Source organism: Rhizobium sp. 01T437 (assembly GCF_056398505.1).
Map to the genome: position 1 here is coordinate 259,939 of NZ_JBFTPM010000001.1, position 26,869 is coordinate 286,807.

Consider the following 26,869-nt stretch of genomic DNA (forward strand, 5'->3'; position numbering starts at 1 on the left):
CGCACAAACGGCAGGTGAGTGGTGGTTAGCTGGTTAGCCGCGGCGCGCGGATGACCTTCAGGAACAATGCCTTCATGGCATCGGCAATGCCTTCGGTCGGCGACACCTCGAAATAGAGGCCGGGCGAGGCGCAGGCGGCCATGCGCGTGGGTATCTCGTTCTGGAAGGGCTTGATCCAGGTATTGTACCAGGCGTTGCTCGGCAGCGGCAGGTAGGTCGTATAGAGCACGGCGATCTTGACGCCGCGATCCTTCAGCGGCTTGCAGAAGGACGTATCGATGGGCTCCTGGCAGCGGCCACTCGTCGTCTTCTTGGTGCAGGTCGAAGGCTTGTAGCTGTCGCCGACGCCATCCGACACGAAGAACAGGATCTTTTCCGGGTTGACGTTTGACGTTCCGTCGCCGGCCGGATCGATGATGGTGTTCATCTGCGTCATGGCGCTGTCGAAGCTGGTGAGCTGGTCCTGATTGTAGTTCTGATAGGGAATGGTCATCAGGTCGACGGCGTTCGTATAGTTCTTCACCGCCGTCAGGTCCGAGGTGAGGCCTGATATCGTCGTCAGCTTGGCATCCTCGGCCTTGGTGCCGAAGGTGTAGACGCCCATGCGGAACTGGTCGGCACTGACGCGCTCGGTCTTGGCCGTGTCGGTCAGCGCCTGGGTTGCCTGGCGCACCACATCGATGCGCATGGCGACGCCGAGGCTCTTGGCGATCGTGTAATTATTGGTGGCCTGGTCCATCTGGTGGCAAGCAAAGGCACAGCCGGTCTTGGCCTCCAGCTTGGAAACATCGGTCGGGGTCGCGGCGACACCCATAGATGGCGTGTTATCGAGCAGGATGTAGAAATCCATGAAGGAGGCGGTCTGATATTCCGCCGTCGCCGTGCCCGATATGGTGATCGAGTCCTGGCCGAGGACACGCATGAAGGTGGTGGGCACGGAGGCGCTGAAGGAGACGAGCGAATTGAGCTTATTGGCAGTCTTGGTGACGTCGATGCTGAGATCAACCGGCACCGAGGTCAGTTCACCTGACATCTGCGAGAAGAAGATGTTGCGGGCATCCGTCTTGGCAACGGAGATGGTGCCATTGCCCTTCATGGTCATGGCGGCTGCCACCGCATCCGATTTTTCGGAAACGGCGCCGACGGCTGCGGCATCAGCGGCGGCATAGAGCTGGGTACGCAGGCTCAGCGCATGGGCATAGTCCAGCGCCAGACCGGCAGAGCCAACCAGCGGCACCATCAAAAGCGCCGTCATGATACCGAAATTGCCAGACCGGTCCGAAAGGAAAGCGGACGAAAGGATACCCATGCTGAACCCCTATTTTATTAGGGTATTCTGTACATTTGAAATCTAAATTAGCCGGAAAATAGCATGGTATATATCGTCTTAACGCCAGTTTCGATGTCATATTGGCGCAGCCAGAGTGACGCTGCGAGCCGCCGATCGAAACTCTCCCGGGCGCCGAATGCGCTAGGCAAGGGGAGCCGAAAGGTTTATAAGCCGCCGCATTCTTTAACGGGCAGGCATCCGAGGCAAACCGGATGGGGAAGCAGATGAGTGACATGGCACAGAATTGGACCCCGAGCAGCTGGCGGAGCAAGCCAATCCAGCAGGTTCCGGAATATCCTGATGCGGCCGCGCTGGCGGCAACGGAAGCCGTGCTTGCCACCTATCCGCCGCTCGTTTTTGCCGGTGAAGCCCGCCGCCTGAAGAGCGCTCTCGCCAATGTGGCCGAAGGCAACGCCTTCCTGCTGCAGGGCGGCGACTGCGCCGAAAGCTTCCTGGAGCATGGCGCCGACAACATCAGAGACTTCTTCCGCGCCTTCCTGCAGATGGCCGTCGTGCTGACTTTTGGCGCCCAGCTGCCGGTGGTCAAGGTCGGCCGCATCGCCGGCCAGTTCGCCAAGCCGCGTTCGGCGCCGATGGAAACGCAGGATGGTGTCTCACTGCCGAGCTATCGCGGCGATATCGTCAACGGCATCGAATTCACGCCGGAAGCCCGCATCCCGAGTCCGGAGCGCCAGCTCGACGCTTACCGCCAGTCGGCCGCGACGCTGAACCTGCTGCGAGCCTTCGCGATGGGCGGCTATGCCAATCTCGACAACGTGCACAAGTGGATGCTCGGCTTCGTCAAGGACAGCCCGCAGGGCGAGCGCTACCGCAAGCTTGCCGACCGCATCAGCGAAACCATGGATTTCATGAAGGCGATCGGCATCACCCCTGACAATAACCCGAGCCTGCGCGAGACCGATTTCTTCACCAGCCACGAAGCGCTGCTGCTTGGCTATGAAGAAGCGCTGACCCGCGTCGACTCCACCTCCGGCGACTGGTACGCGACGTCAGGCCATATGATCTGGATCGGCGACCGCACGCGCCAGCTCGACCATGCGCATGTGGAATATTTCCGCGGCATCAAGAACCCTGTTGGTCTCAAGTGCGGCCCGTCGCTGCAGCCAGACAACCTGATCGAGTTGATCGATGCGCTGAACCCTRGCAACGAAGCCGGGCGCCTGACGCTGATCTGCCGTTTCGGCCATGACAAGGTAGCCGACAACCTTCCGAAGCTCATCCGCGCCGTCGAGCGCGAGGGCAAGAAGGTGGTCTGGTCCTGCGACCCGATGCATGGCAACACGATCACGCTCAACAGCTACAAGACGCGCCCCTTCGAGCGGATCCTCTCGGAAGTCGAAAGCTTCTTCCAGATCCACCGCGCCGAAGGCACGCATCCGGGCGGCATCCACATCGAGATGACCGGCAAGGACGTGACCGAATGCACCGGCGGCGCCCGCGCCGTTACCGCCGAAGACCTGCAGGATCGCTACCACACCCATTGCGACCCGCGCCTCAACGCCGACCAGGCACTGGAGCTGGCATTCCTGCTGGCCGAGCGCATGAAGGGCGGCCGCGATGAGAAGCGGATGGCTGCGCACGCTTGAAGCGAGTAGCCGATAGAGTTTGAGAAGCCCGGCCTAGCGCCGGGCTTTTTGTTTGTGGATCGGCACACCCCACACTCCCTCATCTCTGTGACAAGCACAGAGATGAGGGGGGAGAGGATGCGCCGCTCCGACTCTATCTGACGAATGGTGCTCAATTACCTACCGATCCTGCACCCGGCACGGCTGACCATATCCCGCACGATCAACGGCGTAGCCGGCGTGTCGGACCAGCTCGCCTTGTCGGCCTCTGCCTCAAGCGCCTTTCGGGCGGTCTTGTCGCTGAGGCTCAGTCGTGTCTTGCATGCGGCAGGCGCGGCTTCGCCAGCATCATCGGCCAGAGCACCTGCGGTCTCGCCGACGCCAGCGAGATAGGCGGTCAGCACCTGGCGCGCGGTGGTCTCATTGGGGGCCTTGTCCAGCATCTCCATGACCTGGGCGACGGAAATCTGGCCCCGGCTGGTGGATGGGGCAGCGAAAGCGAGTGGCGCACCGAGGGCAGGGACGAGCGAAAGCGTGGCGACAAAAGTCGCGAACCTGTGACTGATCATTGATATCTCCGTTGGGTCGAACGGTTATATTTGTTCTGTAGATATTAATCATTGTCAAACGATAATTTTCTGATCATTATGGCTGACAGCAAACGGAGAGAAAGCACCATGGCGACGGCTGCACCTGCTGATGAGACCGCCCGAACAGCACATTCCCGACGCCGGCAGCGTATCCGCGGCCTGAGCCTGATCATGGCGACGCTCTGCAGTTGCACGGCGGCGCTGCTTGCCGCCGCGATGCTGTTCTACTGGCTGATGACGCCGGCGGGCAGCCTGCTGGCGCGGGCTGGTCTAGATGGCGTTGGTTTGAGCGAGCCGGGATACGGGCTGCGGACCTCGGGTTTCCTAATCTCCATGCTGCCGCTCGGCGCGCTGATCGCAGGGCTTGTCTTTGCCCGGCGCTGCTTTGATGCCTTTGCTCGCGGCGAGGTCTTTTCGGGCGAGACGGTCGGCTGGCTGAGAGCCTTTGCCATCGCGGTCGTCGCTTCGGCGATGCTGAAGCCGGTTGCCGGTGCGGCGCTCTCGCTGCTGCTCAGCTGGGGCGTGAGAGCGGCGCATATGAGCCTCGTCCTCAGCATTGGTTCGGATACGCTGCTGGCGCTGATCTTTGCCGGTACGGTCGCCGTCATGGCCTGGGTGATGTCGGAAGCGATCGCGATTGCCGACGAAAACGCGCAGTTCGTCTAGGGATAGTGACATGGTTATCCGGGTGACGCTGAACGTGATGCTGGCCAAGCGCAATGTGAAGGCGAAAGAGCTTGCCGAATATGTCGGCATTACCGAGACCAATCTGTCGCTGCTGAAGCAGGGCAAGGTGAAGGGCCTGCGCTTCGATACGCTGGAAAAGATCTGCGAATATCTGCAATGTCAGCCGGGCGATCTTCTGCGGCATGAACCTGATGTGGAAGAGTAAGCCTCTAACGGTTCGCCACACGCTATCGATCACACAAGAAGGTAAGTTTGATGCGAACACGTCCGTCGGCACGGCTACTTCTGCTCGACCAGTTCGACTGCGTCCTGCTGTTCAAGTTCGTCTTCAGGTCCGGCGCCCTTGCGGGCAGCCAATATTGGGCGACACCGGGCGGCGGGCTCGAGGAGGGGGAAACGTTTGAGGAGGCGGCTCTACGCGAACTGCGGGAAGAGACAGGCCTTCATGCGGAGCAGGTGGGGACATCGATCGGCAGCCGGTCCTTCGATCTGCGGCTACCCGATGGCGAGACGGTGTGGGCCGAGGAGCAGTTCTTTGCCGTGCGCGCCGAACGCGGCGCGATCTCCGACAGTGGCTGGACGGATCTGGAGCGGGAGGTCATGGCGGCTCACCATTGGTGGTCGGTTTCTGAACTGCTGGATACTGCCGACATCGTCTTTCCAGATGGCATCGTTGACATGATGGCGATCGCTGCTGCGCTGCCCGGCTTGCCGAGTGCGGTGCGCCGTTGACAGAAACCCCTTGTGGCCGCCTCACACGCCCTGTATGCAAGCTGTATGACCCGTGTACCGACCCTTTCCGGCCTGTATTACGCGCTGCTCCCATAGAGCGGCGATGGTTATCTATTCGAAACCCGAAACGCCGCACGGTCGGCGGCGTGTGTTTCAACAGAAGGTCTCCGGCCTGATCGGCCCTCATGGAGACCCTTGTGACCATCAATTTCCAGCCTTCCACCAAGCTTCGATCCGAGTTTCTGCGTGTTCTCTCCGAGCGCGGCTTCATCCAGCAATGCACCGACCTCGAAGCGCTCGATAGCTGGCTCAGTGCCGGGATCGGCACGGCCTATAACGGCTTCGATCTGACGGCCGACAGCCTGCATGTCGGCCATCTCATCCCCATCATGATGCTGCGCTGGTTCCAGAAGACCGGTAACAGGCCGATCGCACTGATGGGCGGCGCGACGACCCGGCTCGGCGATCCGAGCTTTCGCGATACGTCGCGCCCCTTGCTCAGCGAAGAGCAGATCGCCGGCAATCTCGCCGGCATCCGGCGGATCTTCGAACGGTTCCTCACCTTCGGCGAGGGGCCGACCGACGCGCTCATGGTCAACAATGCCGATTGGCTGGGCAATCTGAGATACCTGGATTTTCTGCGCGATGTCGGCCCGCATTTTTCCGTCAACCGCATGCTGACATCCGAAAGCGTGCGCCAGCGGCTGGAGCGGGAGCAGTCGCTCTCGCTGCTCGAATTCAACTACATGGTCATGCAGGGATATGACTTTCATGTGCTTGCCGGAAGCCACGGCTGCCTGCTGCAGCTCGGCGGTTCGGACCAATGGGGCAATATCCTCAGTGGCGTGGAATTCGGCCGGCGCGCCGGCGGGCGAACGCTGTTCGGACTGACGGCGCCGCTCTTGACGACCGCCTCGGGCGCGAAAATGGGCAAGAGTGCTGCGGCGGGCGCCGTGTGGCTGAATGCCGACCGCTTGTCGCCCTACGAATTCTGGCAGTTCTGGCGCAACACCGAGGATGCCGGTGTCGGCCGTTTCCTGCGACTTTTTACCGACTTGCCGCTTGACGAGATCGCCCGATTGGAAAGGCTTGGCGGCTCCGAAATCAATGTGGCGAAGAAGGTGCTGGCGGATGAGATGACACGGCTCTGCCATGGCGTAGATGCGGCGGCGGAAGCCTCTGAAACATCCCGGCGCATGTTCGAGGACGGCGAGGCTGCTGCCGGCCTTCCGACGGTCGCGGTCAAAGTCGAGGCACTGCGTGATGGGTTTGGGCTGCCGGATGCGCTTGTGACAGCTGGGCTTGCGAAATCGAAAAGCGAAGCGCGACGGCTGATCCTTGGAGGCGGGGTTCGCGTCAACAGCCACAGCGTCAGCGATGAAACCATTCGGCTCGGCTATGCGGATATGGAGGGTGGCGTCATCCGCCTGTCGGTTGGTCGGAAGAAGCACGTGCTGTTGCGGCCGAAACCGTGATGCCATCGGGGGCGGGCGCCTATGTCACGTAGGCGACCGCTCCCTGATGTTACAGGGCATTGTGCGTGCGGAAATGCTGCTGCAGGAAAGCCTGAGCGTTGAGGAAGCTCCATGTCCTGGCAGAGCCGGCCATGAAATCCTCGTTGTTCAGGATGTCACTCAGTGGTGATACGAAGAGTTCGGCTGCCTCGTTACGGTCGGGCGCATGGTGGGCGCCGTCGAGGATTTCGGCGGCGGTGGAGCGGCTTGATGCCATCAGGAAAAGCTCCGGATGGCAGTAGGTCGGATCGTAGGCGAGACCGATGCCGAAGGCTGAGGCGCGGTCGATATCGGTGACGGCGACCTCCTCGGCAAGCTCGCGGGCCGCCTCGTCGAAGAGATCGATCTCTTCGCCTCCCGTTGGTTCCGCGTAGCCGCCGATCAGATCGAGAGCGCCGGGATTTTGCTCCGCGGTGAGGCTTCGCCTGGTGACGATTACGTGCTGGTCTGCGGTGACAAGAACGACGGTGAGCCCGAGCGGGTCGGCGCGCTCGGCCTGCGGGTGCTCCTCGGCAAAGCCGGCATGGCGGGTCGCCACATAGGCGGAAAAGCAAGTGCTCTGCGCCGTGATGATCAGCCTGTTTTCTTCGACGCGATGCGCAGCCATGCGCAGAAGCTGTCCGTCAAAGGCGGCGGGATGTCTGGCGAGGAAGCGATCCCAGCCCGCCTTCCGCAGCGCCTCGATCTGATCGGAGAGGTGGAAGCTTCCGGCAAGGCGGCAATGGATATGATCGACCGATATCGTGAATGCCTGGTCTGCAAATGTCATGTGCGCAATGTCTTTCTCAGCAATTCGATAGTCTCGGTAACGGACAGTCCCTTTATCGGCGGCGGCTCGGCCCGCTCGCAGAATTCCCGCCAGACGAAGAAGGTCAGCTCTGCGCCATCGGTCGGGGTTTCGCCGGGGCCTTCGGCGAAGGTCTGGAGCAGGCGATAGCGCTCGTCCTGCCAGAAGAGATCTTCCACCCAGTCGTAGATCGGAATGATGTGGAAATGGATGGGGTAGCCCGGCGCGTGGCCATAGCGACCAATGTACACGCGTTTTGCGCCGAGCACCGTGCCGAGAGCCGTCTGCGCCCTTGCCAGCAGAGGGCCGAGTTCGGCGAGGGCTTCGGGCGAGAGTTCGGACAGGTCATTGGTGAAGCTTCGCGAGCTGACCATGAGATAGCCGGTCAGGGCGGAATTGATGCGATGGTTCACCAGCCAGCCTGATGTTTCGGATACATGAAACTGTTCGGGAATTTCCAAGGACTGTTTCTCCATCGCGTGGCGCCTGCGCGGATTCGCACAGTGGCCGACGATAACAAGCTTCGGCAAGGGCAACGGGAAGTGACTTTCGCCTGTTGTCGAGGCAGATTGCGGACGCATCGAAGGGAAATGTTTTTGACTGATATTGCATGCGCCATCTTCTGGCGAGAGGGCCGGGTTCTGCTGGTCCGGCGAGCAGGGCACAAAGAGCGCTTTCCGGATTGCTGGGATCTGGTCGGCGGCCATGTTGAAACCGGCGAAAGCCCCGAGGCGGCAATGGTGCGCGAGGCAAACGAGGAGATCGGCCTTGCCCCGTTGCGGTTTCGAAAGGTCGCCAAGCATGTCGAACAAGGTACCACCTACCATCTCTTTCTGGTGAGCGAATGGCAGGGCGAAGAGCCTGTATTGCTAGGTGATGAACATACGGCGATGCAATGGGTCACGCCTGGTGAGGCCGAGGTCCTTCACGATATGGGGCACCCGCAATGGTGTTCGATCTTCCGCGAGCTTCAGGGACAGTCTCTGCCTGGCGACATGGGTTGACAGCTGAGGCCGTCGTTCAGGCGCGGCAATACATATAAATAAAACTATATTTAAAATGCGAGCCGGATCCCCTAATGGATCCGGCCCGCATTCGCTTACAGACTCGTTGCCAAGTTCCAGTTGTAGACGCAGCGATCAAGGCCGATGGCGATTTCGAGGACGAGAACGTCGTGCTCGACGGCCGGACCCTTTTTCGGCTGCGTCCTGTAGCGCTCGGGAAAATCCGTGCGGCGGGAGATCRAGCAGACTTCCATCCACTTGTCGCCGTTATCCACCTCCACATCGACTGTCGTCTGCGAGTAGGCAGGCAAGCGGTCGGAGGGCACGATGCGGGTCGGCAGCGGAATGAGAGAGGCAATCATGCGGCGCACGGGTTCCAGCGAAGCGGCGTGGTAATCGTTGCCGCTGTCGGCTGTGTAGGCGCATTGGAATTCCAGCTGCCAGAACTCCTTCAGCCGCATGTGCTTGGTCGGCTGCTCCTGCTCGCGCCGGTAGGATCGACCGGCCTGCCAGACGCAGAGAGGCAGGCGCGTTCTCGAATGATTGCCAAGAATGTGTTGCATGTAGACGTAGCTGGAGGGCGTCGTTTCCGGCCTCAATACGAGCGGTGGATCGGTTTCGGAAAGCTGTTCCTGCACCCAGATATCGGCATTGGTATAGGCATCCGAGATGAGGGCACGCGGCGTCAGCGCCGGGGCCTCGACCCGTCTGATATCCCAGGCCGAGTTAACTGACCGGAGGAAGGTTCGCACTTCCTCGGAGAAGAAGCGGACCATATGGTCGCGCATGTTGATTTCACGCTCTTCCCAGTGGACGAGCGAATTGACGTTGAAAAGATTGAGCACGGTGCCTGTCTCCCTGGCAGCCCTAACAGAATGATGGGGGCTTTACGTCCAGCAGTTCGCCGGACACCTGGGGCATCCGGACGTCACGACTGGACGCGGAGACCTCGTCCGCCAAAAGCGCGCAGAACGGCAACCTGCAGGCAGGTGCGGTCAAGACGGGAGAGAGGCGCGCTGTTAGAACTCATGGCAAGCTTCGTACTTGCGGGGCGGGCGCTTGTCAAACCGGCTTTTCGCATTGCGGCACCCGGGCCATTTATGCATTCTGGCGGCATGAGCGATCTGGATCTGGACCATATTCTTAGAGAACTTGCTGCCCGTGAGCCGATCTTCCACAGGCGGGAATTCGGCACGTCGCGGGCCGATCTCGAGCGGATGACCGATAGCAATTTCTGGGAAATCGGTGCGAGCGGGAAAGTTTATCAGCGCAGCTATGCCATCGAAACATCGCTTGCGCGCTACGCGAACGGGTCAGAGCCGCATGATTGGCCCTGCCGGGATTTTACCATCATGGTGCTCGCGGATGGGCTCTTCCTTCTGTCCTACATACTCGAAGAGCCGCAGCGCGTAACGCGCCATTCGACCATCTGGCGCCGGACAGACGAAGGCTGGAAGATCGTCTTCCATCAAGGCACGCCAATGGGGTGAGCCGACGAAGCTTGTCTCTACTGCACCAGCACTGATTGCTGGCAGCGCACATCGGTGACGCGGACATCGGCTTCGCCGATCTTGATGCCGAGCAGTCAGCGTGTTGAAGAGCAGTTCGTCGAGCGGCTTGGTGAGCCCGGTCAGCGTGTCGAGCACGCGCCCTGGATCACCGCCTTCGGCAGACCGATGCCGAGGCCGAGGACGGTGACCTGGATATCGGTGTTGGCGAGCAGACTGGCGACGGTCGAGGTCAGCGTGTCCTTGGTCGAGACATTCTTGATGGTCCCGGCGGCGATATCCTGCGCTCTGCCTCTTCCAAAGCATCAGTTTTCCTGAAGCCTTTGATCAGCGCTTTGGATTTGACTGGCGGTTGTACCGACGTCACTCTCCCAGCTGCTTCGGGGAGAACGGAAATGAGCGAACATCATGCGGGCGGGTGCCTGTGCGGCGCGGTGCGGTTCGAAACGCGGGAGAAGCCCGACGTCGTGGTCGGCTGCCATTGCTCGCAATGCCGGCGGCAGACGGGGCTTTATTATGCCGCGGCCGACGTGCCGGTTTCGGCGCTGACTATTGCCGGCGAGGAAAACCTGCGCTGGTTTCAGTCGAGCGATGAGGCCGGGCGCGGTTTCTGCTCGCAATGCGGCTCGGCGCTGTTCTGGCAGAGGCTCGGCGGGCCGGCCATGTCCATCCTGGCCGGCGCTTTCGACGAACCGAGCGGGCTCCGCTTCGGCTATCATATCTTCTGTGCCGACAAGGGCGATTTCTACGAGATCCCCGATGGCGTCCCGCAATATGCAGGCCGCGCTTAGAGTTTTGTTTCACGCAATTCCGGACGCAAAGCCGATGCACACTTCAGGCTTTGGCGAAGCGGTAGGCCTCGCCCTTGCGCTCGGCATAACCGACGCCGGGATAGGACCAGTGATAGCCCAGCAGCTTGATCTTTTCCGAAGCGGCGCGGTCGAGCAGCATGCGGCGGTTTTTCAGGGCGGTTTCGGGATCGGTGTCGAAGCCGAAATGCCAGGCGGGATGTTCGAAGAAGATCACGTCATTGGTGCAGGCGTCACCCGTGATGAGGAGATTGCCGTCGCCGGCAAACTCGAAGGAAATGTGACCCGGCGTATGGCCTGATGTTTCGATCACCTGCATTCCGGGCAGGATTTCCTGTCCCGGCTTGACGAGGGTGAGCCTGTCTTTCACCGCGAAGAGATCGCGTTGTGCGCCGCGGGCGAAATCGTGCAGGGCTGATGGCATATGGGTCTCATAGTCCTTGTCGGTCCAGAAATTCCATTCGGTCTCGCTGACGAAATAGTCGGCATTCGGATAGAGCAGCTTGCCTTCGGCCACGGTCGTGGCACCCGAATGATCGGGATGGGCGTGAGTGAAGATCACCTTGGTGATGGCTTCCGGCTCGATGCCTGCTGCCTTCAGGTTTGCGGCGAGTTTGCCGGCACTGGCCTGGAAGTGGCTGCCGGAGCCGTTATCGATGAGGATCAGGTCGCTGCCGTGGCGGATGAGCGGGATATTGGCCTGAACCGGCGCGCCGGCCGCATCRCCGCCGAGCCGCGCCAGGATCGGTCGGCGCTCTTCCGGCGTCGCATCGGGAAGCAGGACTTCGGCGGGTAGAGTGATGAAGCCATCGCTGACGACGGTGATGTCGAAGGCGCCGTGCGTAAAGCGATGAAACTCCGCCGCATAGGTGCCGCGCGGCAGGGCAAGGGCCGCCGCGCCCGAGAGGGCGCCAGCCAGCAGTTGACGGCGCGTGGCCGATGGGCCGAGATTATCCGGATTGTTCATCTGCTCGTCTCCTCTGAGATATCACCATACGGAGACAATAACAGGGGCGCGATGGGACTTCGCCTATAAAATTCAATATTATCAATTATTTACATTGATTTTCAGTTCTTTACGCCCGATGCCGGGACACTATACCAGACAACCATTCCCTGACGACGGTGACGACCGCATATCAGGATGAAAAGGCGCGCCGCAAGGGCGCGCCTTCGCAAGTCTTCGAGAGAAAAACTTAAGCCTTGATGAAGGCCAGCAGGTCCGGGTTGATGACTTCAGGATGCGTGGTGCACATGCCGTGCGGGAAGCCGGGATAAGTCTTCAGCGTGCCGTTCTTCAGCAGCTTGGCCGACAGCGGCGCGGAATCGGCATAGGGGACGATCTGGTCGTCATCGCCGTGCATGACGAGAACGGGCACCGTGATCTTCTGCAGATCTTCGGTGAAGTCGGTTTCGGAGAAGGCCTTGATACAATCGTAGTGCGCCTTGGCGCCGCCCATCATGCCTTGACGCCACCAGTTTTCAATCACGCCCTGGCTGACCTTGGCGCCCGGACGGTTGAAGCCATAGAAGGGGCCGGTCGGGATATCCAAAAAGAACTGGGCGCGGTTGGCGACGAGGGCTGCGCGGAAGCCGTCGAAGACTTCGAGCAGCAGGCCGCCGGGATTCTTGTCCGACTTGACCATGATGGGCGGCACGGCGCCGATGATCACCGCCTTGGCGACACGACCTTCCTTGGCGCGGGCGACATAGTGGACAACTTCGCCGCCGCCGGTCGAGTGGCCGATATGGACGGCATTCTTGAGATCGAGGTGATCGGTCAGTGCGGCAACGTCGGCCGCATAGGTATCCATCTCGTTGCCTTCGAAGGTCTGGGTGGAGCGGCCATGGCCACGGCGGTCATGGGCGATGACGCGGAAACCCTTTTCGAGGAAGAACATCATCTGCGCGTCCCAGTCGTCGGCGCTGAGCGGCCAGCCGTGATGGAAGACAATCGGCTGGGCATCCTTCGAACCCCAATCCTTGTAGAAGATTTCAGTTCCGTCCTTGGTCTTGATGAAAGGCATGGTCTGGCTCCAATTTTCTGGTGATGTTGGACTGGTTGCGGCAAGCGCGGCTTTCGGCAGGGCGATGGCCGCAATGGCGGCGCCTCCTGCCAGAAGAACGTCCCGCCGTGTGGCATCCGCCGTCAGTGCAATGCTGCGTTCACTCATGATCGCCTCCGTGTGGCATGCTTGCCTCCGTGCGGGCTTCTCCGCGCCTCTTCGACGAGAACAAGCTGACTCACGTCCGACAGCGATACGAGTTAACCGTCGTAAATTGATGCAAAGCAAAAATGACGGCAATGCGCCATTAGACGTACTAACCTCATGAAGACAGTATGTTATCCGCAAGCTTTTTATTCTCGAAGCTGCCGGCGCCAGCGAGATTACCGCCTTCAGACGATCAGCAAACTGGATTGCCCGAAGCGATCATTGCAGATTGCGCCAGATGACCGGCCGGTTCTCGTTGAAAGATCTGGCCTCCTTCTTCCAATGATTGAAGTGTCCGCCCTCTTGCAGCCTGGTTGCCGCGTCCCGACCGACCATCTTCGCAACCGCCGTCTCGTCCGCCATGTGGTTCAGCACCTCTAGGACCATATCGAGCAGGCCGACATAGTCGCTGGTGCCGTAGGCTGAACAGAGCAGCTTCAGTCGGCTGCTGCCATTGGCAAGGTCGCGGGCCGAGGGTTCGGCTAGGTCTTCGGAGGAAAAAGAAAGCGGCGCGAACCAATAGGCGAGGTAAGCGAGGTCTCGCAGATGCGGCCCCGGACCTGCGAGGTCGAAATCGATGATCGCGACCGGGAGACCATCCCGAAAGATCATGTTGTAGGGCGCAAAATCATTGTGGCAAATCACGTCATTGCGTTCGGCAAGAGGGTAGGTATAGGCCCAATTGCCGTCGGGGACGAAGTCCAGGCTTCGGGTCGCATCGTGCAACTTCCGTAACATTGTGGCGGATTCGGTGAGGGCAGCGGTATTCTCCCAGAGCGTCTCCGGGATCGTCGCCGTGCCTGCCATGTAAGAGAGGATTTCTCTTCCGCTGTCATCGATACCTAGGAAACGAGGCGCATAGGCAAAACCCCACCATTCCAGTTGCTTCAGCAGCCTGTGCACGTTCCGGCTATTCGGGCTCATTGAACGGCGTACCGTATCGGCGACCCTGACGACGCCGGCATTGATATTACCGCCTGCGAGTGGCGTTTCGTCATCTGATGTCGGCATCCTTGCTCCCCCAGCAGCCATGATCGCACTTGCAACCAGATAGCGGAAATAGACAGGGTTGCCCACGAACAGTTCGGCAGTCTGCTTAGGAGGGGCTGGCGTCGGCGATCCGCCGCTTGTCGAAGCCACGGAAGCTGCTGTGCGCCAAGGGGGCGAGYGTGGCGGCGAGATAGGCGAGACCTGTCAGAAGCAATGCGGTTGAAAGGCCCCAGGCATCGACCAATGCGCCGCCGACAAGCCCGCCGAAGGGGAGGAGTGCCCAGCAGAGCGCGGCATTCAGCGATGTGACGCGGCCGATCAAAGGCTTCGGTGTGCGCTCGAAGAGCACGGCCGAGAGGATGGGATTGAGGAAGCCCGAGGCAAAGCCGCCAACGGCGAGCGTCGTAAAAATGAGCGCAAGCGGCGTTTCCACCGCAAAGACCAGAAAGCGCGGAAAGCCAGTCAGCAGGAAGGCGACCGTGTAAACGGCAAGGCGCGGCAGGCGCTCGCCGATCATGGCGGCAATCACGGCACCGATAATCGAGGCGCCGGAGAAAACGGCGAACATGGTTCCGAGCAGGGCCGGGCCATGGCCCGAGGTCTGCGTCCAGACCGGCAACAAGACGGCGCCGAGGGCCTGATCGAGCAGGTTGGTGGTTGCCACCATCAGCACGATTGCGATCAGCACCGCATCGCGGCGCAGAAAGCGCCAGCCTTCCGCGAGCTCACGGCCATAGGCGGCGATGCCGGTTGCTTTGGGCTTCGGAGGCCGCCGCAATTGGGGGATGCCGGCTGCGACGATCACGGCGGCGGCGGCGAAGGTGAGGGCGTTGACGGCGAGCGCCTGGCTCGGTCCGACAAGGGCGATCAGCGCGCCGGCGCCGGCCGCGCCTGCGGCCGATGCCAAGCGCTCGATGGCGCCAGCGACTCCGGTCACGCGTTCCAGCGGCACGGAGGCGAGTTCGGCAATGTCGGGGACCATGGATTGCTTGGCGGCATCCGAAGGACCGCGCAGCACGCCCATGGCGAAGACGATCGGCAGCAGGATCGGCATGGTGAGCAGGTCGAGAAGATGCAGCACGGGCACGAGGCCAACGGCGATCACCGAGGCGCTGTCGCAGATGATGGCGATGCGCTTCGGGCCGAGGCGGTCGATCAAGGGGCCGCCGAGCGCCTTGGCGACGACATAGGGCAGCATCTCCATCATGGCGACGAGGCCGGTCAGCACGGGACTGCCGGTCGTGCTCAGCACCAGCCAGGGGATGGCGACGCTGGAGAGCCGCGTGCCTGAAATGGAAAGCGTTTCGGCGACCGCGAGCGCGATGAAGGGGCTGCGGCGGCTCATGGCTCGCTTTCTTCCTCGCCATGCGGCAGGCGGCCCGGATAGGGAAAGGCGTGCAGCATGACAGTGAAAGGCACCGTGCCTGATGGCAATGGCTCGCCGAGGGGCGGGGCCTCGCGCATCGCCTCCATGAGGAGGTCGTTCAGCCGCTTCGTCAGGGCTTCGGCCTTTTCAGAAGTGAGCGGAATGATGATGTCGCTTGCGGTGCTGGCCTTCCGCCATGCAAGCGGCAGCTCGGCATATTCCTCGACTGCCTTCTGCATCTGATCGACCTGCAGGGAGAGGATCGCCTGCGTGAAGGCGACGTCCATATCGAAAGCCTCGCCTTCGGTTTCCGCCGGCGGCACCGAGGTGATCTCGTGGCATGCCCTCCACCAGCGGTCACGACGGGATGGCCCCGGCGCATCCTCGATGAAACCATACTGGGCAAGCTGGCGCAGGTGATAGCTCGTCGCGCCGCTGTTGAGCCCGAGCCGTGTCGCGAGCTGCGTTGCCGTTGCGGGGCCATCGATGCGGAGCATGCCGAGCATGCGCAGGCGCACCGGATGGGCGAGCGCCTTCAGCGCCGTGACGTCGGGGACGACCCGGCTGACGTTGCGGGATGTAGATGACGCCGGTGTAGGAACAGGTGTTTTCATGGCGGCAGCTTAGTACCGCAAATGAATCTTTGCAAAGATTCCTTTGCAAATACGACGGTAAAATGTCAGCCCGCCGATGTCAGGGTCTTACGGCCTTCAAGCACGACCTTGACAAGTGCATGGGCTGATAACAGCGGGGACGCTTCGCCATCGCCAAGGATCAGCAGGCCGGCGGCGGCGCCTTCAGGTCTTATGTCCAGATACCGGCCGGGTATGATGGCGACTGGTTTGCCCGATGTCAGGAAGGCACGGATCGTGGCTGCGACGCCCTCGGCAGGCCAGAGCGGGCCGGAAAGGTCGATGCAGAAGGCGGCGTCGAAATCCTCGGTCACGATCTGGTCGAGGCGCAGCGGATCTGCGAGATCGTCGCGTGCGGCGCGGTCGGTGAGGAAGCGTCCGACAGTAGGCTCCTTATGGACGGTCTGGCGCAACTCGCTGGTCAGATCGGGGAAGCCGCCTGATGGTGTCGCGAGGACGACTTCTGCCGGCGYATCCTTGAAAAGGTAATAGGCGGGTGCGAGGCGCGCGATCCTGACCTCGCTGCTATCTCCATCCGCCGCGAGAATGATCAGAAAACGGATGGGTATTTGGCCGTCCATGGGCATGCTCCTCTTGGACTGCAATGATGCGCCGGCAGCGAGAAGCGGACGAGTTGATCGTTGTAAATCGGTGTAAACGGGTTTAGCCGGCCGTGCCCGAAAGCTGCGCCGGTTCATGGCCGAGGGCTTCGAGATCGACATTGATGCGGCGTTCCCAGCCGACCGCGCCATCCTGCCTTGCGGCGACGCGTGCCGCCTCGAGGATGGCTGAAGCGGCATCCAGTCCTTCCGGGCTCTGTCCCCTTGCGGTGACCATCGCCTTCACCCGCAGGAGTTCGGGCAGGCACCAGCGTTCGCCCGAGGCGTCGCCATGCTCCAAGGCGCTGTCGATCAGCGCATGGGCTTCAGCATGTTGACCGAGGCCTGACAGGGCCTGGGCCTCGATGGACTGGAAGTAGGTACGGAAGAGGTTGAAGCCGGCACGATCGAGGATGTCCATCGCCGGGCGCAGCTTTGCGAGGCAGAGCCGGTATTCGCCGTCCCGCAGACGTAGTTCCGCTTCGAAGCCGTCGGCATAGGTGTGCCACACATCGAGCGACAGGGCCTTGGTATGGTCACGCAGAAGCCGGATCGCGGCGGCCGCTTCGCCGTCGTTCCCGGAGAGAAGTGCCAGCGGGCAGACGGCTTCGGCGAGAAGATTGCTGATCGAGTGGTTATGGCCGATATCGCGGGCGTAGCGCATTGTCTCTTCGACTTCGTTCAGCGCGGCCTTCTCGTCGCCCAATATCCAGAGGCAACGGGCGATGATGATGCGCGCTGTCACGCGCTGGTCGAACTGGAAGCGCACGGAATGGCGCGCCTGCGGCACATGCTCGTAGTCTGCCAGCATCGCCAGAAGTTCCTCGCGTGCCTCGGCATGGCGGCCGAGCCAGTGGAGTGTAGCAGCCTTCATGCGCCTTCCGATAATGACATCGGTCGGATCGGAGGAGGACGGAGCAAGGGCCGCAAAACGCTCCGCCAGTTCCAGTCCCTGACGCGGCTCGGCGCGGTTCAGCACATCCACCCAGAGCGCCCAGATGGCGCGAAGCTGATGATCGACATCACCCAGTTCCTCGGCGATCCGCCATGCCGTCGTCCAGGCGGCCACACCATGTTCCGGCGCATTGGTGGCGCGGAGCTGCGGCCAGCCAAGCGCGGCATAGAGTTTCATGCGGCTACGCTCATCGAGGCCGGGGCGGGCGTCGAGGAAGGCAATCGCATGGGTGAGCGCTGCCAGGCATTCGTCGAGCAGTGACAGGCGGAAGAAGAGCGGCAGGGCGGCGACCGTCAGCCGCACGCCGAGCAGCGCATCGCCGGACGCACCGAAAGCCCAGTCGAGCGCTGCGCGCAGGCCCGGCACCTGCTGGGCGAAATCATCAGGCCATTCCTCCGGCGAGGCGGCATAGAGATCCTGTTCGGCGCTTTCGAGCGCGCTAGAGAGATAGGCGGAGAAGCGGGCCATGACATCGGGCAGTTCGCCCGAGGCCGCAAGCTTTTCGCCGGCATAGAGGCGGGTCGTATCGAGCAGGCGGTAGAGCGTTTCGTCGGGCGCGGTCTCGACCACAACCAGCGATTTGGCGACGAGGGCGGCCAGCAAATCCTCGGGTTCTGTGCCGGAGAGGACCTCGGCTGCGGCCCCGCTGCTGAAGCGGCCGCGGAAGACGGAGAGTTCGCGCAGTGCCTGCTGCTCCTCCGGCGCCAGGATGAGGTAGCTCCAGTCGAGCGTGGCGCGCAGTGTCTGGTGGCGGGGCAGAGCCGTGCGCCGGCCGCGCGTCAATACCCGGAAACAGTCGGAGAGCGAACGGGAGAGTGCGGCGATGCCCATCGCCTCCAGCCGGCCGGCGGCAAGCTCGATTGCCAGCGCAATGCCGTCGAGCCTCGTGCAGATATCGACGACATCGGCGGCGTCCTCGTCCGTCAGCTCGTAACCGCCGAGGCAGGCATCGGCGCGTTCGACGAAAAGCTGGACGGCGGGTGAGGCCAGGGCAGCCTCCGCTGTCACCGCAGACAAGGGCAGGTCGAGCGGCAGCAGGCGGTGGACACGCTCGCCTTCGGCGCGCAGCGGCTCGCGGCTGGTGGCGAGGATATGCAGATCGGGCGCTTCCGCCAGCAGATCTTCGGCGAGCTTGGCGATATCGGCCACCACATGCTCGCAGCTGTCGAGCACGAGCAGGAGATTGCGCGGCTGCAGATGAGTGGCGATTTCCAGAACAATATCATCGCTGCGCGAGAGGATGCCGAGTGCAGACGCCACGACCGTCGGCACGAGATTTCCGGTCGCGACTTCCGACAGGTCGATCCAGACGATCTCGCCCTCCAAGCTGCCGCGCGCAATCACGGCGCGGGCAACGGTGGATTTGCCGATGCCGCCAGGGCCGGCGATTGTCACGAGACGACCCTTCGTCAGCTGCCCGGTCACGGCCGCGATCGTCTGTTCGCGGCCGAAGATGCGGGCAGGCAGGCGTTCGGGGCGAAATTTCTGGAGTATCGGCCGAGGGGCGGGCGCTGCGCCATTGCTGCGGCGGTTGACGGGTGCGATGAAGGTATAGCCGCGGCCCGGCACATTGGCGATGAATTGCGGCTCGCGCTTGATGTCGCCAAGCGCCTTGCGCAGCGCCGAGACATGGACGCGCAGATTGGCTTCATCGACAAATGTATCCGGCCAGACCTGCTTAACGATCTCCGCATTGGTCTTCAGCTCGCCCGGATGATTGAGCAGAAACAGCAGGATATCGACGGCGCGGCTGCCGAGGGGCACGGCCGATCCTTCCTGCAACAGGCTGCGCCTGGCGGGCACGATCGAAAATGCGCCGAACTGAAGCTCTTCTTCCAAGCATGCTCCCTGCGTGATGGCGGCAGGTTGGCTAAATGCCTGCGCCCTGTCAAATGAAACGCGGTGACAGGGCTGGAATTGCGACGAGATTTCAGATGTTTAAGGCTGCGCTATTTTAGCGGCCTTCAAGCTTACCCGCGCTCTGCAAGGATGGCGTTCAGGCGGGAAACATCTTCGCGCAGCGCGGTCAGTTCCGTCAGCACACGCATATCGATCTTCTGGTGCAGCGACAGCACCTCCAGCTCGGCCTTCAGGTTGACCTCATAATCCTTGGCGGCCTCGAAACGGTCGCGTTCGGCCTGCCGGTTCTGCGACATCATGATGATCGGCGCCTGAATGGCGGCGAGCATGGAGAGGATGAGATTCAGGAAGACGAAGGGATAAGGGTCGAAGGCGCGGGAAAAAAGGATGACCGTGTTGATGATGGTCCAGACGACGAGAAAAGCCAGGAAGGTCAGGATGAAGGACCAGGAGCCGCCGACACGGGCGATTCCGTCGGCCAGCCGCTCGCCGAAAGAGGCTTCGGCGGCAATGGCGGCGTTGACGTCGGTGGAGATGATCTTGCGCTCATGTGCCTTGGCCAGCACGCGCTTTTCGATGTCACCCAGTTCTTCGGCCGGCTTGCCGAAATGCAGGTGGACGAAATTAGGAAGATTATACATGGCATTGTCCCGGGAGTGGATCGAATGGCGCGCAGTATTCCGCCGTCGCCGCAAATTGCAATGCGTATCGGCGTCGCGCAAGACAAACAGAGGGATAGGCAGAGCGATGGGCCGCCCTTCATCAAATTTTCGCCGCGGATCGCTACGGCTTTTGATACGGCTTATTGCGGTGCACGAAGGGGCGGATTAAATGAATGACATGACACAGGAAAACGCTCTCTCCCAGACCTTCAACATCGCCATCGCCCAGCTGAACCCCACGGTGGGCGATGTCGCCGGAAACCTTGCCAAGGTGCGTGAGGCGCGCGCCGATGCGGCGCGGCAGGGCGCGCATCTCTTGATGATGACCGAGCTTTTCATCTCCGGTTACCCACCGGAAGATCTGGTTCTGAAGCCGGCCTTCATCCACGCTTGCTGGACGGCGGTCGAAAGCCTCGCGGCAGATACCGCCGATGGCGGACCGGGCATCGTTATCGGCTTCCCGCGCCAGGATGAGACGGGCCGCTATAATTCCATCGCCGTGCTCGATGGCGGCAAGGTGATTGCCGTGCGCGACAAGATCGACCTGCCGAATTACGGCGAGTTCGATGAGAAGCGAGTCTTCGACCAGGGCGCGATGCCCGGACCCGTGAATTTCCGCGGCGTGCGCATCGGCATTCCGATCTGCGAAGATATCTGGGGCGATCTCGGTGTGTGCGAGACGCTCGCCGAAAGCGGCGCGGAAATCCTGCTCGTGCCGAATGGCTCGCCCTATTATCGCGGCAAGGTCGATATCCGCCATCAGGTGGTGCTGAAGCAGGTGATCGAGACCGGCCTGCCGATGGTCTATGCCGCCCAGCTCGGCGGCCAGGACGAGCTCGTCTTCGACGGCGCAAGCTTTGCCTTCAATGCCGACAAGTCGCTCGCCTTCCAGCTCAGCCAGTTCGAGACCGCACTGGCGGTGACGACCTGGAAGCGGACTGAAAACGGCTGGCGTTGCTCGGAAGGGCCGATGGCGCGCATACCTGAGAGCGAGGAGGCCGATTACCGCGCCTGCCTGCTCGGTTTCCGCGACTATGTGAACAAGAACGGCTTCAAGAATGTCGTGCTCGGCCTCTCAGGCGGCATCGATTCGGCGATCTGCGCGGCAATCGCCGTCGATGCGCTCGGCGAGGAACGGGTACGCACGGTCATGCTGCCGTATTACTATACGTCCGAAGACTCACTGAAGGATGCGGCCGATTGCGCCAAGGCGCTCGGCTGCCGCTACGATATCGTGCCGATCGAGGGACCCGTGACGGGCTTTTCCTCGGCGCTGTCGAGCCTCTTCGAGGGCACGAACAGCGGTATCACCGAGGAGAACCTGCAGAGCCGTGCACGCGGCACGATCCTGATGGCGATCTCCAACAAGTTCGGCTCGATGGTGGTCACCACGGGCAACAAGTCGGAAATGTCGGTCGGTTATGCGACGCTCTACGGCGACATGAACGGCGGCTTCAATCCGATCAAGGACCTTTACAAGATGCAGGTCTATGCGCTGGCACGCTGGCGCAACGAGAATGTGCCGCCGGATGCGCTCGGCCCCTCGGGCGAGGTCATTCCGCACAATATCATTGATAAGGCACCGTCCGCCGAGCTTCGCCCCGACCAGAAGGATCAGGATTCGCTGCCGCCTTATCCTGTTCTGGACGACATACTCGAATGCCTTGTCGAGCGGGAGATGGCGGTCGAGGAGATCGTGGCGCGCGGCCATGATGTCGAGACGGTCCACCGCATCGAGCATCTGCTCTATCTCGCCGAATACAAGCGCCGCCAGTCGGCGCCGGGCGTGAAGATCACCAAGAAGAATTTCGGCCGCGACCGGCGCTACCCGATCACCAATCGATTCCGGGATCGATAGAAAACTCATCTGGGGAGGACGAGATGCGCAGCTCTGTCGAAATCTACAACGTCAGGAGAGGCGAAAGCCGCGTCGTCTGGCAGACGGAGGCGCTGGTTGAGGCGCCGAATTTCTCACGCGACGGCGCCTATCTGCTGATCAATGGCGATGGGCTGCTCTATCGTCTGCGGCTCGACGGCAGCGATCTCGTGGAGAAGGTCGATACCGGCTTTGCTGTTCATTGCAACAATGACCACGGCATTTCACCCGATGGCGAAGAGATCGTCATTTCCGACAAGACCGAGTTCGGCAAGTCGGCGATCTACATCCTGCCGATCGAGGGCGGCAAGCCGCGGCTGATCACCAGGAACCTGCCGTCCTACTGGCATGGCTGGTCGCCGGATGGGCGCGAGCTTGCCTATTGCGGCATCCGCAACGATCTCTTCGATATCTACACGATCTCGGTCAAAGGCGGCGAGGAGAAACGGCTGACCCATGGAGAAGGCCGCAATGACGGGCCGGACTGGTCGGCGGACGGGCAGTGGATCTATTTCAACTCCAGCCGCACCGGGCTGATGCAGATCTGGCGGATCCATCCCGATGGCACGGGTCTCGAACAGGTGACGTCGGACAATTACGGCAACTGGTTTGCCCATCCGTCGCCCAACAATGACAAAGTGCTGATCCTCTCCTACGACCCTGACGTTTTCGACCATCCGCGCGATCTCAATGTGCGTCTCAGGATGATGGACATGGACGGCGGCAACCTGACAGAGCTGTTCGAGCTCTTCGGCGGGCAGGGCACGATCAACGTGCCAAACTGGTCGCCCGAAGGCGACGAATTCGCCTATGTGCGGTATTTTCCCGTAGCCGGGGCATAGTCCCGTAAATCGGATTCGATTTTCTGGCGGAATCGATGCGAGGTGACGATGTTTTTGCATGTCAGAAGGGCCGTAAATGTCCGAGCCTTGGCGCTCGCTCTCTGCATCGGGCCTTCGTCTACCGTCGCTGAAGCCGCGTCTGAAACGATTACACCGGAGAGCCTCGGGGGCGCCATCATTCTCACCGAGCAAAATCAGCGAGAATTCTACTATTGCTTCATCGATATAAAGTTCTTCTCTTCCGCAGATTCCGAAAACTGCGAGGCATCCAGACGCAAATTGGAATCGATCACAGCAGAGTGGAAAATTACCAACCTAGATATTCGTGATGATGAAATCTTCCTTCGCATACTGGCGAAGATATTCGACGTATACGCTGAAACATTCCTGAAACGCGATCGATAGAAATGGTTTGAAGCGCGTCGCGCCAACGGGCGTCAGGCAACGCGCTTCAGCTTTCTAATCCATGTATGCCTTACCCAAAACCGCTGCGTGGTTCTGAGCGACATGCATCAGGCTGCGACAGCTGCCTTGCGGCGGTCGCGGACGGCCTTGGCGAGATCCTCGAGCACCTCTACGGACGTATCCCAGCCGATGCAGCCGTCGGTGATGGACTGGCCGTAGACCAGCGGCTTGCCGGGAACGAGATCCTGGCGGCCGGCGACGAGGTTGCTCTCGATCATCATGCCCTTGATATGGTGGTTGCCGGCGACGATCTGGCCGGCGACGTCGTGGACGACCTTCGGCTGGTTCATCGGATCCTTGCCACTGTTGGCGTGGCTGGCATCGATCAGCATGCGTGGGTCGACGCCGAGCTTGACGGCTTCGGCGATGACGGCCTGCACATCGGCCGCCTCATAATTCGGACGCTTGCCGCCGCGCAGGATGATGTGGCAGTCCTCGTTGCCGCGGGTGGAGGCAATCGCTGCCTGTCCATCCTTGGTGACAGCCGGGAAATGGTGCGGCTGGGAGGCCGCCATGATCGCATCGAGCGCGATGCGCGCGCCGCCGTCCGTGCCGTTCTTGAAGCCGATCGGGCAGGAGAGACCCGAGGCGAGCTGGCGGTGGATCTGGCTTTCGGTCGTGCGCGCACCGATGGCGCCGTAGCTGACGAGATCTGCAATGTATTGCGGCGTGATCGTGTCGAGGAATTCGCAGCCCGCCGGCAGGCCCATGGCGTTGATGTCGAGCAGCAGGCGGCGCGCGAGGCGCAGGCCTTCCTCGATCCGGTAGCTGCCATCGAGATGCGGGTCGTTCATCAGGCCCTTCCAGCCGACGGTGGTGCGGGGCTTTTCGAAATAGACGCGCATGACGATTTCGAGATCGCCGGACAGGCGTCGTCGCTGCTCGACAAGGCGGGATGCGTATTCGCGGGCGGCTGCCGGATCGTGGATCGAGCAGGGGCCGATGATGACGAGCTGGCGGTCGTCCTGACCCGTGAGGATGTTATGGATCGTGTCGCGGGTGCTGGTCACGGTCTCGGTCACCGCGCGGTCACGCGGGATTTCCGAAAGGATATCGGCAGGCTTGGTCAGCGGGGTGATCTCGACGATGCGAAGATCATCAATAGTGTCAGTCACGGTATGCTCTCCTGTTTGGTCATACCGTGCGGAACAAAAAAGCCGCCAGGTTGACTAGCGGCTGTTCGGGTTGTCGTCGCGTTAGTTTTGGTTACGCACAGACCCGCATCCGCTGGAAGCAGCGGTACGAATAAAATCGCGATGCGTAAACGGACGAGATCGACATGGCGTTTATGTAGCTATGCCGATCGGAATTGTCACGCGGAATCTGTGAGGAAAAATGACAGGTCCGTGAAGATTTATCGGCTTTCCGCCAATGCCTGTCCCTGGGCCTCTTCCGGCTCTGCCGGCTCGGCATGCCTGTTCTTGCGGCGGCGCGTCGTCAGTTCCTCGCCGGCATTGGCGGGCAGGCGCAGGAAGGTGATGCAGGCAAGGGCCGATATCGCCGCGACGATGAAGAAGGCGATATGGAAGTCCGACACCAGCAGCTTGCCGCCATGGAAGCTCGAGGAGATTTCCAGGATCGTGCCGGCGACCGCGACGCCCATGGCCATGGAGATGCGCTGTGCCACCGCGTTGATCGCCGTCGCCTGGCTGCTGTCTGCCTCGTCCACATCGCCGAAGGCCATGGCGTTGACGCCTGAAAAGGCCATGGAGCGAAGGAGACCGCCAACGAGAAGACAAGCCATGATGATGTACATCGGCGTTTCGGCGGTGAAGAAGCCGTTCACGCCGAGGAAGATTGCGGCGAGGAAGGTCGTCAGCGCAATGACGTTGCGGAAGCCGAAAGCATTATAGGTGCGGGTCGCAGCGAATTTCGAGCCCATGGAGCCGAGTGCGCTGATGAAGGTAATCGAGCCTGACTGCAGCGGCGTCAGGCCGAAGCCGAGCTGCAGCATCAGCGGCATCAGGAAGGGCAGCGCGCCGAGGCCCATACGGAAATTCGAGGCGCCGAGAATCGCCGCCCGGAACATCGGATAGCGGAACATCTTGGGATCGAGCAGCGGGTGCGGCGTGCGCTTGGCATGCACGAAATAGAGGACGCCGGAGAGGACGCCGACAGCGACGGTGATATAGCCGTAAATGACCGGAACGGCGGGCAGGCTGATGACCGACAGGCCGAACACGAAACCGGCAAAGCCGATGCCCGACAGGAAGAATCCTGGAAAATCCATCGGCTTCGGGCTGCGCGGCTCGACGGCCGGAAGGAAACGGCTGACGAGGATGATGCCGATAATGCCAATCGGCACGTTGATCCAGAAGATCCAGTGCCAGCTGAGATAGGTGGTCAGGAAGCCGCCGATCGGCGGGCCCATGATCGGGCCAATCAGCGCCGGAATGGTAAGCCATGCCATGGCATTCACCAGCTGGTGACGTGGCGTTCCGCGCACGAGCAGCAATCGCCCGACCGGCGTCATCATCGAGCCGCCGGCGCCCTGGATGAGGCGGGAAATGACGAAGGCGGCGATGGAGTTGGAGAAGGCGCAGGCGACGGAGCCGATCATGAAGACTGCTATCGCCAGGCGGAAAATGTTGCGGGCGCCGAAGCGATCCGACATCCAGCCGCTGATCGGAATGAAGATCGCCAGCGCCACGAGGTAGCTTGTTACCGCAAGCTTCAGTGCAATCGGCGAGGTGCCGATATCGGCGGCAATCGCCGGCAGGCTGGTGGCGATCACGGTCGAATCCATCTGTTCCATGAACAGAGCGACCGCAAGGATCATCGGCGTTAGGCGGGACACGGGCAACCGGAAGGCAATGAGAAAAAATACGGCGCCAACGGCGTCGGTCGGATTCGGGCTTCGTTCTAGGCCAGCATTTTCAGCCTGTCCACGAAATGAATGTCGCATGCAGCTTGCCGCCATGCCGTTTCCGCGCCATAGATCGCCCGTCAGGTGCCCGCTTTCCAAGCGGGAGAATCGGGAATCCGGTGCAAGACCGGAACGTGCCCAACGCTGTAAGGCCGACGCTTGCCGCATAGAATGCCACTGGCCGCAAGGCCGGGAAGGCAGCGGAAGCGGATGACGCCAAGTCAGAAGACCGGCCTGGCAAGATAGACCCAACCCGCGCGGACGGCGGGCGGTTGCGTTGTTGGGGATTTGACGATGCGACCCATTGATGATGCCGTTTGCCCGGCATCCAGCTTTTCTGCGGCCGAACGCGAGGCCGTCTATCACGCGATCATGACGCGGCGCGACGTGCGCAGCCAGTTCCTGCCCGATCCCTTGCCGGATGATCTGGTGACGCGGCTTTTGACGGCGGCCCATCACGCGCCCTCGGTCGGCTTCATGCAGCCGTGGAATTTCATTCTGGTGAAGAGCGTCGAGGTGAGGGCGCGGGTACGCGATGCCTTCCTTAGGGCGAATGAGGAAGCGGCCCGCATGTTCGACGGCGAACGGCAGGAAAAGTATCGTTCGCTGAAGCTCGAAGGCATCGTCCAGGCGCCGCTCGGCATCTGCGTGACCTGCGATCCGACCCGCAGCGGCAGCGTGGTGCTGGGTCGCACCCATAATCCGCGCATGGACAGCTATTCCACCGTCTGCGCCATCCAGAACCTGTGGCTTGCGGCACGAGCCGAAGGGGTGGGCATCGGCTGGGTCAGCATTTTTCGCGAGGGTGACCTGAAGGAGATCCTCGGCATTCCCGATCATATCGAGGTCGTCGCCTGGCTCTGCGCCGGCTTCGTCGACCGGCTCTATGATAAGCCGGAACTGGCAGTCAAAGGCTGGCGGCAGCGGATGGCGCTGGAAGAGCTGGTTTTCCATAACGGCTGGGGGCATGTGGAAAACGAGGCCGCGCCGGTCTGA

General features: G+C 61.5%; 27 protein-coding genes, 1 pseudogene and 1 riboswitch. Of the genes and pseudogenes, 12 read left to right on the plus strand and 16 right to left on the minus strand.

The genetic code is table 11. From position 1 onward, the window contains the following. Positions 1-25 precede the first annotated feature (25 nt). Positions 26-1,309 (minus strand): TadE/TadG family type IV pilus assembly protein, encoded by a 1,284-nt coding sequence (locus AC1DM5_RS01415; RefSeq protein WP_477821364.1) that lies wholly within the window; start codon positions 1,307-1,309, stop codon positions 26-28. Positions 1,310-1,563: 254 nt separating this feature from the next. Here AC1DM5_RS01415 and AC1DM5_RS01420 point away from each other — a divergent pair, with 254 nt between their 5' ends. Beyond that, positions 1,564-2,937, plus strand: a complete 1,374-nt coding sequence (locus AC1DM5_RS01420) for a class II 3-deoxy-7-phosphoheptulonate synthase (protein ID WP_477974584.1) — start codon at positions 1,564-1,566, stop codon at positions 2,935-2,937. 155 nt (positions 2,938-3,092) lie between these two features. Here AC1DM5_RS01420 and AC1DM5_RS01425 read toward each other — a convergent pair whose 3' ends face one another. Beyond that, positions 3,093-3,485 (minus strand): chlorophyllide reductase, encoded by a 393-nt coding sequence (locus AC1DM5_RS01425; RefSeq protein ID WP_477974472.1) that lies wholly within the window; start codon positions 3,483-3,485, stop codon positions 3,093-3,095. Positions 3,486-3,593: 108 nt separating this feature from the next. Between AC1DM5_RS01425 and AC1DM5_RS01430 the strand changes: the two genes are divergently transcribed. The 4 genes from AC1DM5_RS01430 to tyrS all read left to right on the plus strand — a co-directional run bounded on the left by AC1DM5_RS01430 (position 3,594) and on the right by tyrS (position 6,400). Then, on the plus strand, positions 3,594-4,172 hold the full coding sequence (locus AC1DM5_RS01430; protein WP_477821366.1) for a DUF2975 domain-containing protein: 579 nt from the start codon (positions 3,594-3,596) through the stop codon (positions 4,170-4,172). Between the two features lie 10 nt (positions 4,173-4,182). Then, positions 4,183-4,398, plus strand: coding sequence for a helix-turn-helix domain-containing protein (locus tag AC1DM5_RS01435; RefSeq protein ID WP_477821367.1), 216 nt, complete (start codon positions 4,183-4,185; stop codon positions 4,396-4,398). 50 nt (positions 4,399-4,448) lie between these two features. Further along, positions 4,449-4,925, plus strand: a complete 477-nt coding sequence (locus tag AC1DM5_RS01440) for an NUDIX hydrolase (RefSeq protein WP_477821368.1) — start codon at positions 4,449-4,451, stop codon at positions 4,923-4,925. Positions 4,926-5,110: 185 nt separating this feature from the next. After that, the gene (gene tyrS, locus AC1DM5_RS01445) at positions 5,111-6,400 is read left to right on the plus strand and encodes a tyrosine--tRNA ligase (protein ID WP_477821369.1); all 1,290 of its coding nucleotides are present in this window, start codon (positions 5,111-5,113) and stop codon (positions 6,398-6,400) included. Positions 6,401-6,449: 49 nt separating this feature from the next. Here tyrS and AC1DM5_RS01450 read toward each other — a convergent pair whose 3' ends face one another. Continuing rightward, positions 6,450-7,208, minus strand: a complete 759-nt coding sequence (locus tag AC1DM5_RS01450) for an NUDIX hydrolase (RefSeq protein ID WP_477821370.1) — start codon at positions 7,206-7,208, stop codon at positions 6,450-6,452. Continuing rightward, on the minus strand, positions 7,205-7,687 hold the full coding sequence (locus AC1DM5_RS01455) for an HIT family protein (RefSeq protein ID WP_477821383.1): 483 nt from the start codon (positions 7,685-7,687) through the stop codon (positions 7,205-7,207). The genes AC1DM5_RS01450 and AC1DM5_RS01455 overlap by 4 nt, the downstream gene beginning before the upstream one ends. 135 nt (positions 7,688-7,822) lie before the next feature. On the opposite strand from AC1DM5_RS01455, the gene AC1DM5_RS01460 reads away from it, so the two are divergent. Continuing rightward, entirely contained in the window at positions 7,823-8,230 is a 408-nt protein-coding gene (locus AC1DM5_RS01460; RefSeq protein WP_477821371.1) for an NUDIX hydrolase, read from the plus strand. Positions 8,231-8,325: 95 nt separating this feature from the next. On the opposite strand, the gene AC1DM5_RS01465 is transcribed toward AC1DM5_RS01460, so the two are convergent. After that, positions 8,326-9,075: an aminoacyl--tRNA ligase-related protein gene (locus AC1DM5_RS01465; protein WP_477974474.1), complete on the minus strand. Its 750-nt coding sequence runs from the start codon at positions 9,073-9,075 to the stop codon at positions 8,326-8,328. Between the two features lie 270 nt (positions 9,076-9,345). Here AC1DM5_RS01465 and AC1DM5_RS01470 point away from each other — a divergent pair, with 270 nt between their 5' ends. Then, complete coding sequence (locus AC1DM5_RS01470) at positions 9,346-9,720, plus strand: nuclear transport factor 2 family protein (protein WP_477974476.1); 375 nt, start codon at positions 9,346-9,348, stop codon at positions 9,718-9,720. Positions 9,721-9,737: 17 nt separating this feature from the next. Here AC1DM5_RS01470 and AC1DM5_RS01475 read toward each other — a convergent pair. Further along, positions 9,738-10,019: pseudogene (locus tag AC1DM5_RS01475) on the minus strand (hypothetical protein); the annotation flags it as partial. A gap of 114 nt (positions 10,020-10,133) precedes the next feature. On the opposite strand from AC1DM5_RS01475, the gene AC1DM5_RS01480 reads away from it, so the two are divergent. Further along, a complete protein-coding gene (locus AC1DM5_RS01480) occupies positions 10,134-10,529 on the plus strand; it encodes a GFA family protein (protein WP_477819390.1) in 396 nt (131 codons plus the stop codon). Between the two features lie 43 nt (positions 10,530-10,572). Here the strand turns inward: AC1DM5_RS01480 and AC1DM5_RS01485 are convergent, their stop codons facing one another. The 8 genes from AC1DM5_RS01485 to AC1DM5_RS01520 all read right to left on the minus strand — a co-directional run bounded on the left by AC1DM5_RS01485 (position 10,573) and on the right by AC1DM5_RS01520 (position 19,803). After that, positions 10,573-11,514, minus strand: coding sequence for an MBL fold metallo-hydrolase (locus AC1DM5_RS01485; protein WP_477819391.1), 942 nt, complete (start codon positions 11,512-11,514; stop codon positions 10,573-10,575). 229 nt (positions 11,515-11,743) lie between these two features. Then, entirely contained in the window at positions 11,744-12,574 is an 831-nt protein-coding gene (locus AC1DM5_RS01490; protein ID WP_477819544.1) for an alpha/beta fold hydrolase, read from the minus strand. Positions 12,575-12,979: 405 nt separating this feature from the next. Beyond that, positions 12,980-13,771: an aminoglycoside phosphotransferase family protein gene (locus AC1DM5_RS01495; protein WP_477819392.1), complete on the minus strand. Its 792-nt coding sequence runs from the start codon at positions 13,769-13,771 to the stop codon at positions 12,980-12,982. A gap of 85 nt (positions 13,772-13,856) precedes the next feature. Next, positions 13,857-15,095 carry an MFS transporter gene (locus AC1DM5_RS01500; protein ID WP_477819393.1) on the minus strand — a complete coding sequence of 413 codons (1,239 nt, stop codon included), beginning with the start codon at positions 15,093-15,095 and terminating at the stop codon, positions 13,857-13,859. Further along, entirely contained in the window at positions 15,092-15,730 is a 639-nt protein-coding gene (locus AC1DM5_RS01505; RefSeq protein WP_477819394.1) for an ArsR/SmtB family transcription factor, read from the minus strand. The genes AC1DM5_RS01500 and AC1DM5_RS01505 overlap by 4 nt, the downstream gene beginning before the upstream one ends. A 65-nt stretch (positions 15,731-15,795) precedes the next feature. Further along, positions 15,796-16,329: a type 1 glutamine amidotransferase family protein gene (locus AC1DM5_RS01510; RefSeq protein WP_477974478.1), complete on the minus strand. Its 534-nt coding sequence runs from the start codon at positions 16,327-16,329 to the stop codon at positions 15,796-15,798. 82 nt (positions 16,330-16,411) lie between these two features. Then, on the minus strand, positions 16,412-19,141 hold the full coding sequence (locus AC1DM5_RS01515; protein ID WP_477974480.1) for an ATP-binding protein: 2,730 nt from the start codon (positions 19,139-19,141) through the stop codon (positions 16,412-16,414). Positions 19,142-19,272: 131 nt separating this feature from the next. Further along, on the minus strand, positions 19,273-19,803 hold the full coding sequence (locus AC1DM5_RS01520; protein ID WP_477819398.1) for a DUF1003 domain-containing protein: 531 nt from the start codon (positions 19,801-19,803) through the stop codon (positions 19,273-19,275). A gap of 199 nt (positions 19,804-20,002) precedes the next feature. Between AC1DM5_RS01520 and AC1DM5_RS01525 the strand changes: the two genes are divergently transcribed. The 3 genes from AC1DM5_RS01525 to AC1DM5_RS01535 are packed head-to-tail and all read left to right on the plus strand — an operon-like array spanning position 20,003 to position 22,947. Continuing rightward, entirely contained in the window at positions 20,003-21,682 is a 1,680-nt protein-coding gene (locus AC1DM5_RS01525) for an NAD+ synthase (protein ID WP_477819545.1), read from the plus strand. 23 nt (positions 21,683-21,705) lie between these two features. Then, a complete protein-coding gene (locus AC1DM5_RS01530) occupies positions 21,706-22,542 on the plus strand; it encodes a TolB family protein (protein ID WP_477819399.1) in 837 nt (278 codons plus the stop codon). 48 nt (positions 22,543-22,590) lie between these two features. Further along, positions 22,591-22,947, plus strand: a complete 357-nt coding sequence (locus tag AC1DM5_RS01535; protein ID WP_477819400.1) for a hypothetical protein — start codon at positions 22,591-22,593, stop codon at positions 22,945-22,947. A gap of 107 nt (positions 22,948-23,054) precedes the next feature. On the opposite strand, the gene AC1DM5_RS01540 is transcribed toward AC1DM5_RS01535, so the two are convergent. Together AC1DM5_RS01540 and AC1DM5_RS01545 are read right to left on the minus strand one after the other, a co-directional pair. Then, positions 23,055-24,122: a 3-deoxy-7-phosphoheptulonate synthase gene (locus AC1DM5_RS01540; RefSeq protein WP_477819401.1), complete on the minus strand. Its 1,068-nt coding sequence runs from the start codon at positions 24,120-24,122 to the stop codon at positions 23,055-23,057. 239 nt (positions 24,123-24,361) lie between these two features. After that, positions 24,362-25,786 carry an MFS transporter gene (locus AC1DM5_RS01545; RefSeq protein ID WP_477819546.1) on the minus strand — a complete coding sequence of 475 codons (1,425 nt, stop codon included), beginning with the start codon at positions 25,784-25,786 and terminating at the stop codon, positions 24,362-24,364. A 152-nt stretch (positions 25,787-25,938) separates the two neighbouring features. Further along, positions 25,939-26,125: riboswitch (cobalamin riboswitch) on the plus strand. 42 nt (positions 26,126-26,167) lie between these two features. On the opposite strand from AC1DM5_RS01545, the gene bluB reads away from it, so the two are divergent. Next, on the plus strand, positions 26,168-26,869 hold the full coding sequence (bluB, locus tag AC1DM5_RS01550) for a 5,6-dimethylbenzimidazole synthase (RefSeq protein ID WP_477819402.1): 702 nt from the start codon (positions 26,168-26,170) through the stop codon (positions 26,867-26,869).

Excerpts from the sequence above, each read along its gene's own strand:
- AC1DM5_RS01525 (WP_477819545.1), top strand. The coding sequence starts at position 20,003 with ATGACACAGGAAAACGCTCTCTCCCAGACCTTCAACATCGCCATCGCC.
- bluB (WP_477819402.1), top strand. The coding sequence starts at position 26,168 with ATGCGACCCATTGATGATGCCGTTTGCCCGGCATCCAGCTTTTCTGCG.
- AC1DM5_RS01520 (WP_477819398.1), bottom strand. The coding sequence starts at position 19,803 with ATGTATAATCTTCCTAATTTCGTCCACCTGCATTTCGGCAAGCCGGCC.
- AC1DM5_RS01470 (WP_477974476.1), top strand. The coding sequence starts at position 9,346 with ATGAGCGATCTGGATCTGGACCATATTCTTAGAGAACTTGCTGCCCGT.
- AC1DM5_RS01435 (WP_477821367.1), top strand. The coding sequence starts at position 4,183 with ATGGTTATCCGGGTGACGCTGAACGTGATGCTGGCCAAGCGCAATGTG.
- AC1DM5_RS01530 (WP_477819399.1), top strand. The coding sequence starts at position 21,706 with ATGCGCAGCTCTGTCGAAATCTACAACGTCAGGAGAGGCGAAAGCCGC.
- AC1DM5_RS01430 (WP_477821366.1), top strand. The coding sequence starts at position 3,594 with ATGGCGACGGCTGCACCTGCTGATGAGACCGCCCGAACAGCACATTCC.
- AC1DM5_RS01535 (WP_477819400.1), top strand. The coding sequence starts at position 22,591 with ATGTTTTTGCATGTCAGAAGGGCCGTAAATGTCCGAGCCTTGGCGCTC.
- AC1DM5_RS01440 (WP_477821368.1), top strand. The coding sequence starts at position 4,449 with ATGCGAACACGTCCGTCGGCACGGCTACTTCTGCTCGACCAGTTCGAC.
- AC1DM5_RS01480 (WP_477819390.1), top strand. The coding sequence starts at position 10,134 with ATGAGCGAACATCATGCGGGCGGGTGCCTGTGCGGCGCGGTGCGGTTC.
- AC1DM5_RS01450 (WP_477821370.1), bottom strand. The coding sequence starts at position 7,208 with ATGACATTTGCAGACCAGGCATTCACGATATCGGTCGATCATATCCAT.
- AC1DM5_RS01495 (WP_477819392.1), bottom strand. The coding sequence starts at position 13,771 with ATGCCGACATCAGATGACGAAACGCCACTCGCAGGCGGTAATATCAAT.
- AC1DM5_RS01425 (WP_477974472.1), bottom strand. The coding sequence starts at position 3,485 with ATGATCAGTCACAGGTTCGCGACTTTTGTCGCCACGCTTTCGCTCGTC.
- AC1DM5_RS01545 (WP_477819546.1), bottom strand. The coding sequence starts at position 25,786 with ATGATCCTTGCGGTCGCTCTGTTCATGGAACAGATGGATTCGACCGTG.
- tyrS (WP_477821369.1), top strand. The coding sequence starts at position 5,111 with ATGGAGACCCTTGTGACCATCAATTTCCAGCCTTCCACCAAGCTTCGA.
- AC1DM5_RS01505 (WP_477819394.1), bottom strand. The coding sequence starts at position 15,730 with ATGAAAACACCTGTTCCTACACCGGCGTCATCTACATCCCGCAACGTC.
- AC1DM5_RS01490 (WP_477819544.1), bottom strand. The coding sequence starts at position 12,574 with ATGCCTTTCATCAAGACCAAGGACGGAACTGAAATCTTCTACAAGGAT.
- AC1DM5_RS01415 (WP_477821364.1), bottom strand. The coding sequence starts at position 1,309 with ATGGGTATCCTTTCGTCCGCTTTCCTTTCGGACCGGTCTGGCAATTTC.